The organism is Rhodococcus rhodochrous (genome assembly GCF_014854695.1).
Classification (GTDB): domain Bacteria; phylum Actinomycetota; class Actinomycetes; order Mycobacteriales; family Mycobacteriaceae; genus Rhodococcus.
This window is the reverse complement of sequence record NZ_CP027557.1, coordinates 3,417,381-3,431,897: the sequence shown is the minus strand read 5'-3', so window position 1 is coordinate 3,431,897 and position 14,517 is coordinate 3,417,381. Positions and strand designations below refer to the sequence as shown.

Below are 14,517 nucleotides of genomic sequence, written 5' to 3'. Positions count from 1 at the left end.
CCGTCTACTTCTTCAACTGGTCCCGCGGGATCATGATTGTCGTCGTCTCGTCGATGGGCTTCATCGGCTCGAGCTTGGGCTGAGGACTGAGCGAATCGGCGAGCTTCTGCCGGCCCACCTCGATCGCCTTCTTCGTGACGGGGCTCGCGGCCACCGCCTTGGCCGTCTTGCTGATCTGTTCGTACCTCGCGCGACCCGCTCGGGTGCCGAGTACGTATCCCGCAGCGACCCCGACCAGCAAACCCATCAATGTGTTGTCCTTCCACCCGTGACTGCGTCGTCCCCATCCTGCCCGATGACCCCGCAGCATGCCCACAAGCAGGCGATTTGGTGCTGCGGTGGGTGGGACGCTATGGTTTTTCACGCACCGGGGGAAACCGCGGAGCGCCGCAGGACAATCCCCTGTAGCTCAATTGGCAGAGCATTCGACTGTTAATCGAACGGTTGCTGGTTCGAGTCCAGCCGGGGGAGCGCCTACAGAATCCTCCCACCCGTCACGGGTGGGAGGATTCTGTGCTTCCGGGGCGCCTATGCGGCAGAACATCCACCGATGTGATCTCTGTTACTCCGCACCCGGCAGAGTGTTGCACGCTGTGTCCGGGTAGCATTCGATCGCGCCGTGCGAGCAGTGCGGCACTGTGCGACGCGTGTCGTCGCGACGGGGCGGTAGCTCAGTCGGTTAGAGCCGCGGACTCATAATCCGCTGGTCGCGGGTTCGAGCCCCGCCCGCCCCACATCCTCCGCTCGTGGCCGCGAGATGTTCCTCCTTCTCGGAACGGTAGCGTTCGACCCCATGAGCACCCTTCGAGAAGTCGGCGAGCGCGAGGCGTGGCGTTGCTGGTTGTGCGACGAGCCCGTGGACCCCGACATGTCGGTCAACGACCCGCGAGGTCCCAGCATCGACAGCATCAACACCGCCAAGAAGGGTGGCAAGGGAAAGGGCGGAGTCGAGCGGCTCGCGCACCGCGCCTGCAACACCAAGAAGGGTGCCGTCAAACCCGTCGTGCCGTGGCCCGACCGGCTGTTCGTCGTCGACCCGGCGCCCATCATCGGCGTCGTCGAGCAGCTCATGCGCAAGGGTGGTCGCGTCGCCGTCGCTCGGTGTCCCGAGAAGTCGGACGCGGAGGAAGCCTCCGAGTGGCTCCTCGACCGCTTGTCGCGCCTCGAGCCGGGAGTACGGTTCGACACCAGGATCGAGCCGGCCGGCGGCGGCTACCTCCTCGTGCTGACGGCCTAGCCGGGAGCCAGCACCAGTCCGGAGTGATCCGGTGACTCGACGGAGACCTCGACCTCGGTGAGCACCGTTCCGTCGTCTTCCAACAGCGTGTAGCGACCCGGCATGAGACCGGTGAACAGGAACCAACCCTCGTTCGTGGTGACGATGCTGCGGTCGATGTACTGCTCGCACACGTCCAGGCCGATCAGTCGAACCGTGGTGGACGGATGGAAGGCGCCTCCGATCCGCCCGTTCGCCACCGATCCGATCGCAGCCGGTGGATCCGGGTGGTCGCCGAGTTCGTCCGGACGCCAGGCGGGCGCGCCGTCCGGCGGCGCACACGCCGGGACCGAGGAGTGCGACGACCGGGCATGCGCGACCGTCGGGTCGGTCCCGTCCACGGAGACGGGCTGATGTGTCGTCGCCGCGACGAGTACCCCTGCTCCCGCTGCGGTGATCAACATCCATCGGGTTCTTCGGATCGTTCCCCTGTGCAGCAACGGATCCACCTCCTCTCCGTAAGAGAACTTAGGAAAGTTGTTCTCGCCGAGGGTTATTCGGAACCGATGCTTCGGTGGATCGTGACGATACCCGGCGGGGACGCGCAGGGCTATCGTCCGTGGAGGTGACACGAAGCGGCGGAATGTAACGGTCGGGTTGTCGAACCGCCGAAGTCGGTTGTTGGCACAACGATTCGGTCTAGTTTCGGACGAGGACGGTAGTCGGAGGGGTGCATTCCGCCTCCTGGACGGCAGATCCGGTTGCACTGTTGTGTTCGGACAATGCGGTTCCGAACGGTCGGTTCCGGAAATAATCGCCCCGGGGCCGGGCGTTGTGCGGTTTCGTCGGCGTACTCACCGGCACCGAGTTGCTCGAAGCGGACTGCGGAACGAGGGAGCACATGACGGTCGACGAGAAACCGACGACGCTCCGCCGGGCGTCCGATCTGCTGGCAGGGGTTCGTGACGGCACGGACGACGACACGCTCGCGGCAGGCGTCGTACTCGCGGCGACCCTGATCGCTCTGGTCTGGGCCAACCTCGGCGACTCGTACGAGGCGTTCTGGCACACGCCGCTCAGCATCAGCATCGGCGACTACGGCATCGACCTCGATCTCAAACACTGGGTCAACGACGCCGTCATGACGCTGTTCTTCTTCGTCGTCGGCCTCGAGGTCAAACGCGAGCTCACCATGGGGGAGCTCACCGACCGGACGCGCGCCGCGGTCCCGCTCGTGGCCGCGATCGCGGGTCTGGCGCTGCCCGCAGCACTGTTCCTGCTGCTCAATCCCAGCGGGGAGGCCGCGGGAGCGTGGGGTGTGGTCGTGTCCACCGACACCGCCTTCGTGCTCGGTGCGCTCGCGTTGGTCGGGCCTCGGTGCCCGGCCCGATTGCGCGTGTTCATCCTCACGCTGGCCGTGGCCGACGACATCGGCGCCCTCGCCATCATCGCCTTCGTCTACACCGACAACTTGCAGCCGGTCTACCTCATACCCGCGGCGATCGGACTACTGCTGATCCTGCAGTTCCGCCGACTCGAGGTGTGGCGGGGCGTCGTCTACTTCGTGGTCGCAGCAGGGACATGGGTGGCGTTCTACGAATCCGGTGTGCACCCCACCCTCGCCGGTGTGCTGATCGCGTTGATCCTTCCCGTCTATCCGCCGCGCCGCAGCGAAGTGGAGCGCGCCGGCGAACTCACGCGGGCGTTCCGTCAATCGCCCAACTCCGACTACGCGCGCGCCGCGCAACTCGGGGTGCTCCGCGCGGTGTCCGTCAACGAGCGGCTGTTGCGGCTCTACCAGCCGTACACGGCGTTCCTCGTCGTGCCGATCTTCGCCCTCGCCAACGCGGGTGTGGTGATCTCCGCCGAGACCGTCGGCATTGCCATCCGATCGCCGATCACGTGGGGGGTCGTCCTCGGTCTGGTCGTCGGCAAACTCGTAGGCATCACCGCGGCCACCGCCGTCTTCTCGAGTCTGCGGCCGGGCAGCCTGCCGCCGGGACTCACCCTCTCGCGTGTCGGTGGGGGTGCCGCGCTCGCCGGCATCGGATTCACGATCTCCCTGTTCATCGTGGATCTGGCAATCGAATCTCCCGAAGCAGCCAACGACGCCCGGATAGGCGTACTCCTCGCGGCGGTTCTCGCCACCGCAGTGGGCTGGGCGTTGTTCCGGCTGTCCGACCGCCTGCATCCGCCGCAAGGACCGGCCGGGCTCGTGCTGCTGCGTCCGGTGGACCCGGACCGCGACCACGTGCGGGGACCGGTCGACGCTCCGCTCACACTCGTCGAGTACGGCGACTTCGAGTGCCCGTTCTGCAGCAAGGCCACCGGCAGCATCCGCGACGTGCACAAACACTTCGGCGACGACCTACGGTACGTCTTCCGGCACCTGCCTCTCGACGAGCCGCATCCGCACGCGCGTTTCGCCGCCGAAGCGGCCGAGGCCGCCGCGGCGCAGGGGCGGTTCTGGGACATGCACGACCATCTGTTCGCCAACAGCGACGCCCTGTCCCGCGACGAGATCTACGAACACGCACAGCAGTTGGGTCTCGATATCGACCGGTTCGACGAGGACCTGCGCCTCGGACGGCACCGGCACCGTGTCGAGGACGATGACCTCGACGCCGAGACCAGCGAGGTGTTCGGAACGCCGACCTTCTATCTCGGCGTCACCGGCTCGGATCTGACCCGGCACATCGGCCCTTTCGACGCGGGGACGCTGATCCGCAGGCTCGAAGAGGTGCGCGAGGGGTGACGCGATTCGGGTGGATCCGACCCCGGAAAGCGGGGTTGGATCCACTGAAATCGTGGCGGCTCTTACCGGATGGCGGGTCCGGCCTCCGCGGATCCGGTCGGTAACAGGCCGGCCAAGCTGGCGAGGAGCGTTTCCCAGCGGCATTCCGCGGAGATCGACGCGAAACGGCACCCGGAGTAGTCCTCCGTGGGGAGCGTAGGTCTGCCGGGATCTGCGTACGCCGTGGCCGGCATTGCGAGGGCGATTGCGGCACAACCGAGCACGCCCGCGGCGAATCGCTTCATGAAGACCTCGAATCTCTCGTACGAACCTTCGGGGAAATCATTCCCCCGTGGGTCGCACCCCGCCATTCGAGACGAGCGGTTCGAGCCCGTCGAGGACGCGCCGCAGCCCGAACTCCCAGGCGTGCTCCGGGCTGTAGGCGGCATTCATCGCTTCGCCGGCCACCGCACCCACCCGCTGCGCGAGCGGGTGGGTGTCACCGAGATAGTGCGCCAATCGCTCGTTCCACCTGACCCAGGCCTCGGCGATGTCGGCGGCGTGCGGATCGGGACGTCGCGCTCGCGCCGCACCGCGCACGAAGTCCGCGACGAATGTGAGTGCAGCATCGCGATCGATGTCGCCGAGGGATGTCCCGTCGAAAGCGTGGAGTTCGTGGTCGTACTTCGCGATCGTGCCGGGGCCGAGGGCTGTGCGCTGATCGTTGACGTCCAGCAGCCACCAGTGTGCGGCGTAGTGCTCGAGTTCGGATTCGGCGACCTGCCGTACCCGATCCCGCCACGACGGGGACTCGTAGGGCGGCCGGGGTTGCCGGGCGTGGACCCGGTCGACCATGAGGACGAGGAGGTCGTCGCGCGACCCGACGTGGGTGTAGAGGGCCATGGCGGAGACACCCAGATCGGTCGCGAGGCGACGGATCGTCACCGCGTCGAGGCCCTCCGCGTCGGCGACGGTGACGGCCGCGTCCACCGCGGATGTGGTGGTGACCTTGGCTTTCGGGCCGCGGGAACCTCCGGTCGGCGCGTCGGGATGCTCGCGCCACAGCAGGTCGATCAGGTCGCGCGCCATAAATGCCTCCCGAAAACTCGTTCTCGGGATTACTCTATACTTCGTACAATGTTTCTGCCCCGGGGAGGTCCTATGAAAATCACGTCCACAGCACTGTCGCTCAACGTCGCCGACACGGCCGCATCGGCCGATTTCGCGATCCGGCACTTCGGTTTCACCGAGGAGATGTCGGCGGACGGATTCGTCTCGTTGACTCACCCGGATGCAGGATTCAACATCGTGTTCCTGCGTACCGGGCTGTCGACCTTCAAGCCGGAATCCGTCGCCGGACCAGCCGGTCAGGGCATGCTCATCGCCTTCGTCGTCGACGACGTCGACACCGAGTTCGCGCGCATCGCGGAAGCCGGTGCGACGGTGGTGACCAAGCCGGAGACCGAGCCGTGGGGCGAGCGGTACTGCCAGTTCGCCGATCCCAACGGGATCATCTGGCAGCTCGTCCACTGGGTCTCGGAACCGGCCTGACCACGCGACGTTTCAGTCGAGGCAGAATTCGTTGCCCTCGGGGTCGGCCATGACGATGTGGCCGGCCCCGAACGGCGGCGCCGGGTCGTGGCGTTCCAGGCGCGTGGCGCCGCGCGCGACGAGCCGTTCGGCCTCGGCTTCCAGAGCGGCCATGCGCTCGGCGCCGTCGAGTCCGGGGGCGGCACGCACGTCCAGGTGCACCCGGTTCTTGGCCTGCTTGCCCTCGGGCACCTTCTGGAAGAACAACCGGGGCCCTGCCTCGTCCGGGTCGACGATGCCGGAGGCGTCGTTGCGTCGTTCGAGTGGCACCCCCATCGCGTCGAGTGCGTCGTCCCACGAGACGAAATTGCCGGGCGGCTTCTGGAGTTCGTAGCCGAGGGCGTCGGCCCAGAAATCCGCGAGAGCCGCGGGATCGGCGCAGTCGAACGTGATCTGGATGTCGCGTGCCATGTCAGCTCGTCTCCTGTCGGGTTCGGGCACGGGTGTGCAGGTAGAGGTCCCGCAGGAGGCAGACCTCGGACAGATGGTGGATGAGTTCGCGGTTGATGTGCAGGACCAGCGCGCCCATCGGATACTGCGCGTACGGTCCTTCCGCTTCACCGCACGGCCGGGCGAGTCCGTCTTCCCCGAGGGACTCGACGCCCGCGATCCACGTGGCGAGTTCGGCATCGAGCTGGGCGAGGGCCTCGTCCGCGGTCGCTGCGTACTCGAACGACATGTAGTCGGTGGGGGTGCGTCCGAAATGGCTCGCGTTGCGCATCGCCAGCACGCCGACGATCACATGACCGAGCCGCCACGAGATGGTCGTGAAGGGCGGCGGATCGGGTTCGGGGAACGCGAAATCGATGGTCATCGACCCGGCGCCTCCCTGCACGGGAGCGGTGCCCGTCCCGCGCGGCCGAACACTCCAGCAGTCGGGTGCGGGTTCGAAGAAGTATTCGTCGTCGGTGAGGCCGTCCAGGCGGCGGCGTACCGGATGGTCGAGTTGCTGTCGCAGTAGGTGATTCCAGTCGAGTTCTGTCATGGCACCAGGCTGACGCATATTCCGGACAGATTCGGTCCGTGATCCATGCGAGGATCGTCGTGTGACCGTCGAGTCGACCACCGAACGGGTCCTGCGGGTGCTGGCGCTGTTGCAGAGCCGCCCGTCGTGGACCGCTCACGAACTGGCTGCGGAACTCGGCGTGACCGATCGCTCGGTGCGCCGCGACGTCGATCGTCTGCGTGCTCTCGGCTATCCCGTCCGCGCGACCCCCGGTGTCGGCGGTGGTTATCAGCTCGGTGCCGGCACGAGACTGCCGCCGCTGCTCCTGCACGACGACGAAGCGATCGCGACGGCGGTGTCGCTGCGACTGGCGTCGGGCAGCACCATCGCCGGTGCCGCCGAGGCGGCCCTGCGTGCACTGGCCAAGCTCGACCAGGTGATGCCGCCCCGTCTGCGCGAGGAGGTGCGGGCGATCTACGGTGCCACCGAGACCGTCGTCGGCGCGGGCACCGAGATCGATGCCGATACGCTGCTGGCGTTGGCCCGCGCGTGCCGCGACGCGACCCGTGTGCGCTTCCGGTACACCACCCGGCAGGAGGCGGACGACGAGCGCACGGTCGAACCGGTGCGGATGGTCGCTGCCGGACAGCGCTGGTACCTCATGGCATGGGACGTCGATCGCGACGACTGGCGCACCTTCCGGCTCGACCGGATGCGCGACGTGACGCCCATGACGTGGAGGTTCCGGCCGCGGCAGCATCCCGATCCGGTGTCGTACGTCCAGCGGTCCGTGGCGGAGTCGCCCTACCGGTACATCGCGCGGATCCGCCTGCGGGCGGACGCCGACCAGGTGCGCGACATGGTGCCACCGCAGGTCGGGCGGGTCGAGGACGACGAGGACGGGTGGTGCGTACTCGTCGTCGGCGCGGACGACCCGGACTGGATCGTGATGCACGTCGCGCGAATGGGTTTCGAGGCGGTCGTCCTCGAGCCTCCCGAACTTCGGGAGGCCGCGGATCGGCTCGCGGCGCGCCTCGTCGCGATCGTCTCCCGCTCCGATCGGTGACGGGTCCTCGCGCACGGACCTACGGCATGGTTGTGTGGCGTGGTGACAGCGAAGTGGCTTCGACTCGGATCGGACGTTCTCGGGTGGACGGCAACCGCGACAGGCGCGGTCGGTCTCGCGCTCCACTTCGGTACGTGGTCGGCTCAGCCCCTGGTGCTCGCAGCGTCCGGCGCGTCGTATCTGATGGCCGGTGCGGTGATCGGGCTGATCGTCTTCGCCGTCCGTCGACGCCCACTCGGGGCCCTCCTGGCGCTTGCGGTTGCTGCGGCAGCGGTCTGGACCCAGGCGCCTCTCCACGTCGCGACGTCCGCGGCCGGTGACGGTCCCGACCTCACGGTGATGCACGCGAATATCCTGTTCGACGGGGGTGCCGATCCCGAGGTCGTGGTGTCCCGGGTCCGGGACCGCGAGGTCGACCTGCTCACGGTGAACGAACTCACCTCTGCGGGGGTCGACGGACTCACCCGCGCCGGTCTCGACGCGCTGTTGCCCCATCGGTATCTCGTCCCCGGAGAGTTGGCGTCGGGAACGGGGATCTGGAGCCGATTTCCGCTGTCGGACACCGTCGAACACGACGGATTCGTCTTCCGCCAACTCTCGGCGGTCGCGGACATACCGGGAGCTGGACCGGTCGCGGTCCACGCGTTCCATCCGGTCCCACCGGTGTTCGACGCGCAGGACTGGGCTGCCGAACTGTCACGGTTGCAGGACATCCTCGATCGATCTCCGGCCGACGTCCCCGCAGTCGTGGGCGGCGATTTCAACGCGACCTACGACCATGCGCAGTTCCGCGCGTTGCTCTCGGGGCGTTTCGCCGATGCCGCGGAGCAGGCGGGAGCGGGGACGGTGCGTACCTACCCCACCGACAAACCCGGCCCACCGCTGGTCGCGATCGATCACATCCTCGTCGGGAACGGGACGGCCGTCGCGTTCGAGTCCGACGACCTTCCCGGGGCGGATCATCGTTCGGTGGTCGCCCGGATCCGGTTGGACTCCGGCGAGTGACGCCTCGGGATCAGGCCTCGACGCCCATCGACTCGGCGAGGATCGGCCATGCCTTGCGCAGGTCGTCCTCCCAGTAACCCCACGAATGCGTTCCGTCGGCATCGAGTTCGGCCGTGACCGGGATGTCGAGCGCTTCGAGGCGGTCCACCAGCTGGTGCGTGCAAGCATTCGTGGCGGCCTCGATCGCTCCGCCTGCGACGATCTGCGTGGCGAACGATTCGCCGGCCGCCCGTTCCTGGCCGGGGACGTCGTACGGGCCGGGCAGGCCGTTGCGGCTCGACAGGTACAAGGCCTTGCCGCGCAAGCCTTCCGCGTTGAGGTAGACGTCGTGCTCGGCCCAGCGCGGACCGTCGGCCGGACCCCACATGTTCTCGACGTCGCCCTTGCCGCGGCGCTCGACGACGAGCCTCACGTACAGCTGACCGACCGGGTCGCTGGTGCGCACGCATCCGCTGAGAGAGGCGACGCCGGAGTACAGGTCGCCGCTCTGGATCGCGAGGTCCAGCGCGGAGCCGGCGCTCATGGACATCCCGATGATCGACTGCTTGCCGTCGGTGTCGAGCAGTTCGTCGACGACGGGCGGCAGTTCCTCGAGGAGGAAGGTCTGCCACTGGTTGCGACCGAGAACCGGATCGTCGAGATCCCAGTCGGTGAAGTAGCTGAAGTTGCCGGTGGCGGGGATGACGACGTTGACGTTCTTGTCCGAGAAGAACTCGGCGATGTCGCTGCTCTCCATCCATCCGGTGCCGTCGATCACGCCGACACCCGCGCCGCCGAGGGCGTAGACGACCGGCCGGGGTTCGCTCGGATCGGCCGGACGCAGGACGTCGAGAGGGACGACGGTGTCCATGGCCGGGGAGTAGACGCGGACCGTCCAGTGCTGGTCGGTCACCTCGTCGACGCCGTCGACGTAGGCGGAAGCGGGCTCGGCGTCGGGTTGCTCGGGATCGGCGTGCGCGGTGGCGGTGCCGAACGCGAGCGCCGAGAGGCCTGCGAGACCGATCGCAAGGCTGCGGAAGCCACGACGGGACACGACGGATCGACGCACGGATGAACTCCTCGACTCGAATTGATGCTGATGAGTCGTTCCCCCACACTCGACCCGCTGAGCTGGACAGTACCTTCCTCCGGTTGCGAAAAACGCCCCGGGGTGTTGTGATTCCGGACTCGCGATGGCGCCGGGACGAGTTCGGCCACCGCACTCGGGATCTCGTGCGGCGGCCGAACTTTCGGACGATTACGTGGTACTCAGAGTGACAGGATCGACGCAGCGGCGGTGCCGGGTGCGCCGTAGACCTGGGCGAGGCCCACCTTCGGTTCGCCCGGAACCTGCCGCTCGCCGGCCTGACCGCGCAGCTGCAGCACCAGTTCGTGGACCTGGCGGATACCGGAGGCGCCGATGGGTTCACCGTTGGCGATGAGACCACCGTCGGTGTTCACCGGAAGGGACCCGCCGATCTCCGTGGCTCCCTCGGCGATCAGCTTCTCCTGGTCGCCGTCGGCGCACAGGCCGGTCTCGGCCATGTGGATCACTTCCGCGCCGGCGTCGGTGTCCTGGAGCTGGGCGACATCGACGTCCTCGGGGCCGATGCCGGCGGCCTCGTAGGCGGCCTTGGCGGCGTAGACGGTGGGGGAGACGTCCTCCTCGACCGACGCCCACGTCGCATGGACCTCGTACGCGCCGTAGGTGCGCGTACGAATCGCAGTGGAGCGCAGGTAGACCGGCTTGTTCGTGGTGTACTTCGACACCAGGTCGCCGCGGCACATGATCACCGCTGCGGCACCCTCGTCCGGCGCGCAGAACATCTTCGCCGTGAGCGGGTAGTTGAGCATGGGCGACGACAGGATCTCGTCGATGCTGAACTCCGTGCGGCGGAACGCCTTCGGATTGAGGCCGCCGTTGCGGTAGTTCTTCGCCGCGACCCGTGCGAGCGTCTCGTGCGAGATGTTGTGATCGATGGCGTAGCGGTTCGCCTTCATACCGAAGAACTTGGTGGTGACGAACTGTCCGTTCTCGGCGTACCAGGCGGGCAGACCGAGCATGGCGGGATCGGCGGTGAAGGCGCCGCGGGGGTGCTTGTCGGTGCCGACCGCGATGCCGATGTCGTACTTGCCGGAACGGATCCCGTCGGCGGTCTGTTCGATCGCGCTGGCGGACGTCGCGCACGCGTTGAATACGTTGGTGAAGGGGATGCCGGTCAGGCCGACGAGGCGGGTGACGGCGTCGGTGTTGTCGACCTCGTAGCTGCCGCCGATGCCGAACTGGATGTCCTTCCAGGCGACACCTGAGTCCTCGAGTGCGAGCTGGATTGCGTCTGCGGCCATTTCGATGGCCGATTTGGCGCCGAATCTACCGAACGGGTGAAGGCCCACCCCGATGATGGCAACGTCGTTCATGATGTCGGGAACTCCTCGATGGGATGTGTGCGGATCAGATCGGCGCGAAGGCCCACGTGACGATGTCGGTGCCCTCTTCGTCGGTGTAGAAGGGGACGAAGGTGAGCTCGAGCTCCATGCCCGGGTGCAGTTTCTCGGGGTCGGTCTCGGTGAGGCGGGCCTCGACGCGGACCACGTCATCGAGTTGGACGAGGCCGAACGCGAACGGTGTGAAGGTCGCCGCCGTCTCGTTGCCCGCGTAGGGCTGCTTCGGCACGAATCCCTGCGTGGTCCATGCCACGAGCGTGCCGCGACGCGGCAGCAACAGTTCCGAGATGTTCGCCCCGCTGCACCGGGGGCAGCGCGGCTGGGTGGGCCACGTGGTCGCGGAGCAGTCGTCGCAGCGGCTGCCGATGAGCTGCGGGTTCTCTGCCGGCCACGTGGATACGTCGGGCGCGAGCGCCTTCGTCGTCATGGTTCGTCCTCCGTTGTCCGATGCCGATACGGCGGCCCTCGCCGCGGTCGAACATGAGGATCACGTTAGACGGAAATGTCATTCTCTACAATGAGAGGACGGATATCGCGGGAGACGATTCTCGCGGGAAGTGAAAGGAGCGGCTCAGAAACGGCGCCTCCGGCGGGGTGGAGGTTTGCGTCGACCCGGCCTCGAGTGGCGTCGGTGCTCCTCCGGGTTCTGGGCACCCGTGCGGTATTCGTCGAGCACCTTCCGCATCGCAGCGATCGCACGCTCCCGGGTGCGCGGGTCGTCGATCTCGAGCAGTTGGTCGCGCAGGCCGGTGGCGAACTCGGCGTACTCGTTCTGCCAGTCGCGGCCGACGTGCACCGGCGCCGGCGGTGCGACGGTCGCGACGTACTCGGCCGGGCCACCTGCCACGAGCCGGTACCGCGCACCGATCTCCGGAACGACCACGTTCAGGTCCGCATCGAGTCCGTGCAGTGACGCCGTGAAGGCAGCGAGCGCATCGGGCTCGCCGTGGTCGAGGAAGACCGTGCCGGAGATCGGCGCGCGGTGCCCGACCCAGCGCACCAGCTCGCCGCGGTCGGCATGTGCGGAGTAACTGTCGATCCGCCGGATCTGCGCCCGGACGTCGATGTCCTCACCCGAGATCCGGACCTTCGACGCACCCTCGAGGATCACCCTGCCGAGCGTGCCCTGCGCCTGATAGCCGACGAAGAGCACCGTCGAGTCGGGGCGGGCGAGGTTGTTCCGCAGGTGGTGCCGAACCCGTCCCGCCTCGCACATCCCGGAGGCCGCGATGATGATCGCGCGTCGGTAGGTGTCGATCCGCATCGACTCCTCGGCCTCGGCGGTGTATCGGATGCCCGGATGGCGGAAGACGTTCCGGCCGTCGAGGTCCTCGAGTTCTCCGGCGTGTGCGGCGAAGACGTCGGTGGCGCGGATCGCGAGCGGGGAGTCGACGAAGACCGGCACATCGGGAATGTGCTCGTCGTCGAGCAGGTATCCGATGTCGAGCAACAACTCCTGGGTGCGTTCGAGAGCGAACGACGGCACGATCAGGTTGCCGCCGCGCTCCATCGCCTCGTTCACCTCCCGCGCGAGGAGGTCGCGGCGCTCGGCGATCGTGAGCCGAGGGCGTGAGCGATCCCCGTAGGTGGATTCGCAGACGACGTAGTCGAGTCCGGTCGGACCTTCCGGATCGGCGTGGAACGCCTTCTGCTCCGGGCCGAGATCTCCCGAGAACACCATGCGCACACCGCCGGCCTCGATCTCCGCCGACGCCGACCCCAGGATGTGTCCGGCATTCCACAGGCGGACCCGGAAACCGGGTGCCGGCTCGAACCACTCCTCGAGTGGAACCGGCCGGGCGCGCGCGGCGGCGAGCCGGGCGTCCTCCTCGGTGTAGATCGGCTGGAACTTCGCCCGGTGCGCGCGGTCGCGCCGCCGATTGCGGCGCTGGGCCTCGAACTCCTGGATCCGCGCCGAGTCGGCGAGCATGAACGAGAGCAGCTCGGCCGTCGGGGCAGTGCAGAATATGCGGCCCTCGAAGCCACGCGCGACGAGCTTGGGGAGCAGTCCGCAGTGGTCGATGTGGGCGTGGGTGAGGATCACCGCGTCGATCGACTCGGGAGCGAACGCGAACTCCGCGACATTGAGCTTCTCGAGGCTGCGCGAACCCTGGAACATCCCGCAGTCGACCAGGATGCGGGCGTCGGCGAGTTCGATCATCGCGCACGAGCCGGTGACGGTTCTCGCCGCGCCGTGGAAGGTGAGTTCCGGATTGTCGGGCACGGCATCTCCTCGGACGGTCGGGCGGTGGGACCCGCGGTGCTCGGGTCCCACGGTATCCGCGTTCGCAGGTCGACCGGACCGGGACGAAGGCTAGAACCTGTTCCAATTCTGTGCGATTGTGTCTATCGTCACGTGCACAACCGGCAATGCGATGGAGGGCGAGCCAGATGAAGACCAAGGGTGCAGTGCTGTGGGGCATCGACGAACCGTGGTCGGTCGAGGAGATCGAACTCGGCGATCCCGTCGCGGGCGAAGTGCAGATCCGCATGGAAGCCGCCGGCATGTGCCATTCCGACCACCACATCGTCACGGGCGCAACCCCGATGCCGTCCTTCCCCGCCATGGGCGGTCACGAGGGCTCGGGCGTGATCACCAAGGTCGGTGAGGGAGTGGTGGGCCTCGAGGTGGGCGACCACGTCGTGCTGTCCTTCATCCCCGCATGCGGGCGGTGTCCGTCCTGTGCCTCGGGGCACTCGAACCTGTGCGATCTCGGCGCCGGACTGCTCAGCGGCCAGGCGATCTCCGACGGCACCTACCGCATCCAGGCACGCGGCCAGAACGTGATCGCGATGTGCCTGCTCGGCACCTTCTCGCCGTACATGACGGTCAACCAGAGCCAGGTCGTCAAGATCGACAAGGACGTACCCTTCGAACTCGCCGCGCTGGTCGGCTGCGGCGTGCCCACCGGCTGGGGTTCGGCGACGAACATCGCCGAGGTCAAGGCCGGCGATTCGGTCGCCATCATCGGCGTCGGCGGCGTCGGCATGAGCGCCCTGCAGGGTGCCGTGGCCTCCGGTGCGCGTCACGTCTTCGCGATCGACCCGGAACCGTTCAAGCGCGAGCAGGCGCTCAAGTTCGGTGCCACGCACACCTACGCCTCCATCGAGGAGGCCATCGTGCCGATCATGGAGATCACGTGGGGCCGCATGTGCCACTCGACGATCATCACCGTCGGCGAGATGAAGGGGGAGCTGGTCGATCCCGCGCTGACACTCACGGCCAAGGGTGGCCGGTGCGTCGTCACGGCGATGGGCTACATGTCCGACATGGACGTCAAGCTGAACTCGTTCCTGTTCTCGATGCTGCAGAAGGACCTCAAGGGCAACATCTTCGGTGGGTGCAATGCCCGCGTCGACATCCCGAACCTGCTCGACCTGTACAAGTCCGGTCAGCTGAACCTGGCCGACATGGTCACGCGTACCTACACCCTCGAGCAGATCAACGACGGATACCGGGACATGCTCGAGGGCAGGAACATCCGCGGCGTCATCCGCTACACCGAAGCCGACTGGTGACCGGTACCGACCGGTGA

At 67.3% G+C, this 14,517-nt stretch carries 15 protein-coding genes and 2 tRNA genes; 8 read left to right on the top strand and 9 right to left on the bottom strand.

Going from position 1 to position 14,517, the window contains the following annotated elements; translation table 11 throughout:
- Nucleotides 1–4 precede the first annotated feature (4 nt).
- A complete protein-coding gene (locus tag C6Y44_RS15980; RefSeq protein WP_024101344.1) occupies nt 5–250 on the bottom strand; it encodes a hypothetical protein in 246 nt (81 codons plus the stop codon).
- Nucleotides 251–398: 148 nt separating this feature from the next.
- Here C6Y44_RS15980 and C6Y44_RS15975 point away from each other — a divergent pair.
- The 3 genes from C6Y44_RS15975 to C6Y44_RS15965 all read left to right on the top strand — a co-directional run bounded on the left by C6Y44_RS15975 (nt 399) and on the right by C6Y44_RS15965 (nt 1,237).
- Nucleotides 399–471, top strand: a tRNA-Asn gene (locus tag C6Y44_RS15975).
- A gap of 189 nt (nt 472–660) precedes the next feature.
- Nucleotides 661–734 (top strand) — tRNA-Ile (locus C6Y44_RS15970).
- A 59-nt stretch (nt 735–793) separates the two neighbouring features.
- The gene (locus C6Y44_RS15965; RefSeq protein WP_174247017.1) at nt 794–1,237 is read left to right on the top strand and encodes a hypothetical protein; all 444 of its coding nucleotides are present in this window, start codon (nt 794–796) and stop codon (nt 1,235–1,237) included.
- Here C6Y44_RS15965 and C6Y44_RS15960 read toward each other — a convergent pair.
- Nucleotides 1,234–1,680: a hypothetical protein gene (locus C6Y44_RS15960; protein WP_159417998.1), complete on the bottom strand. Its 447-nt coding sequence runs from the start codon at nt 1,678–1,680 to the stop codon at nt 1,234–1,236. The genes C6Y44_RS15965 and C6Y44_RS15960 overlap by 4 nt on opposite strands.
- A gap of 437 nt (nt 1,681–2,117) precedes the next feature.
- Here C6Y44_RS15960 and nhaA point away from each other — a divergent pair, with 437 nt between their 5' ends.
- The gene (gene nhaA / locus C6Y44_RS15955) at nt 2,118–3,971 is read left to right on the top strand and encodes a Na+/H+ antiporter NhaA (RefSeq protein WP_159417999.1); all 1,854 of its coding nucleotides are present in this window, start codon (nt 2,118–2,120) and stop codon (nt 3,969–3,971) included.
- A gap of 321 nt (nt 3,972–4,292) precedes the next feature.
- On the opposite strand, the gene C6Y44_RS15950 is transcribed toward nhaA, so the two are convergent.
- Nucleotides 4,293–5,039 (bottom strand): TetR/AcrR family transcriptional regulator, encoded by a 747-nt coding sequence (locus C6Y44_RS15950; RefSeq protein ID WP_159418000.1) that lies wholly within the window; start codon nt 5,037–5,039, stop codon nt 4,293–4,295.
- A gap of 72 nt (nt 5,040–5,111) precedes the next feature.
- On the opposite strand from C6Y44_RS15950, the gene C6Y44_RS15945 reads away from it, so the two are divergent.
- Nucleotides 5,112–5,501, top strand: a complete 390-nt coding sequence (locus C6Y44_RS15945) for a VOC family protein (protein WP_159418001.1) — start codon at nt 5,112–5,114, stop codon at nt 5,499–5,501.
- Between the two features lie 12 nt (nt 5,502–5,513).
- On the opposite strand, the gene C6Y44_RS15940 is transcribed toward C6Y44_RS15945, so the two are convergent.
- Nucleotides 5,514–5,951 carry a VOC family protein gene (locus C6Y44_RS15940; protein WP_088897234.1) on the bottom strand — a complete coding sequence of 146 codons (438 nt, stop codon included), beginning with the start codon at nt 5,949–5,951 and terminating at the stop codon, nt 5,514–5,516.
- Between the two features lies 1 nt (nt 5,952).
- Nucleotides 5,953–6,525, bottom strand: coding sequence for a DinB family protein (locus C6Y44_RS15935; RefSeq protein ID WP_159418002.1), 573 nt, complete (start codon nt 6,523–6,525; stop codon nt 5,953–5,955).
- Nucleotides 6,526–6,586: 61 nt separating this feature from the next.
- Between C6Y44_RS15935 and C6Y44_RS15930 the strand changes: the two genes are divergently transcribed.
- Nucleotides 6,587–7,552, top strand: coding sequence for a helix-turn-helix transcriptional regulator (locus C6Y44_RS15930; RefSeq protein WP_159418003.1), 966 nt, complete (start codon nt 6,587–6,589; stop codon nt 7,550–7,552).
- 39 nt (nt 7,553–7,591) lie between these two features.
- Nucleotides 7,592–8,557 (top strand): endonuclease/exonuclease/phosphatase family protein, encoded by a 966-nt coding sequence (locus tag C6Y44_RS15925; protein WP_159418004.1) that lies wholly within the window; start codon nt 7,592–7,594, stop codon nt 8,555–8,557.
- Nucleotides 8,558–8,567: 10 nt separating this feature from the next.
- Here the strand turns inward: C6Y44_RS15925 and C6Y44_RS15920 are convergent, their stop codons facing one another.
- From C6Y44_RS15920 to C6Y44_RS15905, 4 genes are all read right to left on the bottom strand, one after another.
- Nucleotides 8,568–9,605 carry an alpha/beta hydrolase gene (locus tag C6Y44_RS15920; protein ID WP_159418005.1) on the bottom strand — a complete coding sequence of 346 codons (1,038 nt, stop codon included), beginning with the start codon at nt 9,603–9,605 and terminating at the stop codon, nt 8,568–8,570.
- 200 nt (nt 9,606–9,805) lie between these two features.
- Nucleotides 9,806–10,957 carry a thiolase family protein gene (locus tag C6Y44_RS15915; protein WP_060651569.1) on the bottom strand — a complete coding sequence of 384 codons (1,152 nt, stop codon included), beginning with the start codon at nt 10,955–10,957 and terminating at the stop codon, nt 9,806–9,808.
- A gap of 31 nt (nt 10,958–10,988) precedes the next feature.
- A complete protein-coding gene (locus tag C6Y44_RS15910; protein WP_159418006.1) occupies nt 10,989–11,408 on the bottom strand; it encodes a Zn-ribbon domain-containing OB-fold protein in 420 nt (139 codons plus the stop codon).
- A 144-nt stretch (nt 11,409–11,552) separates the two neighbouring features.
- Entirely contained in the window at nt 11,553–13,205 is a 1,653-nt protein-coding gene (locus C6Y44_RS15905) for an MBL fold metallo-hydrolase (protein WP_159418007.1), read from the bottom strand.
- A 167-nt stretch (nt 13,206–13,372) separates the two neighbouring features.
- Between C6Y44_RS15905 and C6Y44_RS15900 the strand changes: the two genes are divergently transcribed.
- Complete coding sequence (locus C6Y44_RS15900; protein ID WP_016691368.1) at nt 13,373–14,500, top strand: NDMA-dependent alcohol dehydrogenase; 1,128 nt, start codon at nt 13,373–13,375, stop codon at nt 14,498–14,500.
- Nucleotides 14,501–14,517: the final 17 nt, after the last annotated feature.

Coding starts and splice junctions, on each gene's coding strand:
- C6Y44_RS15950 (WP_159418000.1), bottom strand. CDS start 5,039: ATGGCGCGCGACCTGATCGACCTGCTGTGGCGCGAGCATCCCGACGCG.
- C6Y44_RS15960 (WP_159417998.1), bottom strand. CDS start 1,680: ATGTTGATCACCGCAGCGGGAGCAGGGGTACTCGTCGCGGCGACGACA.
- C6Y44_RS15910 (WP_159418006.1), bottom strand. CDS start 11,408: ATGACGACGAAGGCGCTCGCGCCCGACGTATCCACGTGGCCGGCAGAG.
- C6Y44_RS15935 (WP_159418002.1), bottom strand. CDS start 6,525: ATGACAGAACTCGACTGGAATCACCTACTGCGACAGCAACTCGACCAT.
- C6Y44_RS15940 (WP_088897234.1), bottom strand. CDS start 5,951: ATGGCACGCGACATCCAGATCACGTTCGACTGCGCCGATCCCGCGGCT.
- C6Y44_RS15945 (WP_159418001.1), top strand. CDS start 5,112: ATGAAAATCACGTCCACAGCACTGTCGCTCAACGTCGCCGACACGGCC.
- C6Y44_RS15965 (WP_174247017.1), top strand. CDS start 794: ATGAGCACCCTTCGAGAAGTCGGCGAGCGCGAGGCGTGGCGTTGCTGG.
- nhaA (WP_159417999.1), top strand. CDS start 2,118: ATGACGGTCGACGAGAAACCGACGACGCTCCGCCGGGCGTCCGATCTG.
- C6Y44_RS15900 (WP_016691368.1), top strand. CDS start 13,373: ATGAAGACCAAGGGTGCAGTGCTGTGGGGCATCGACGAACCGTGGTCG.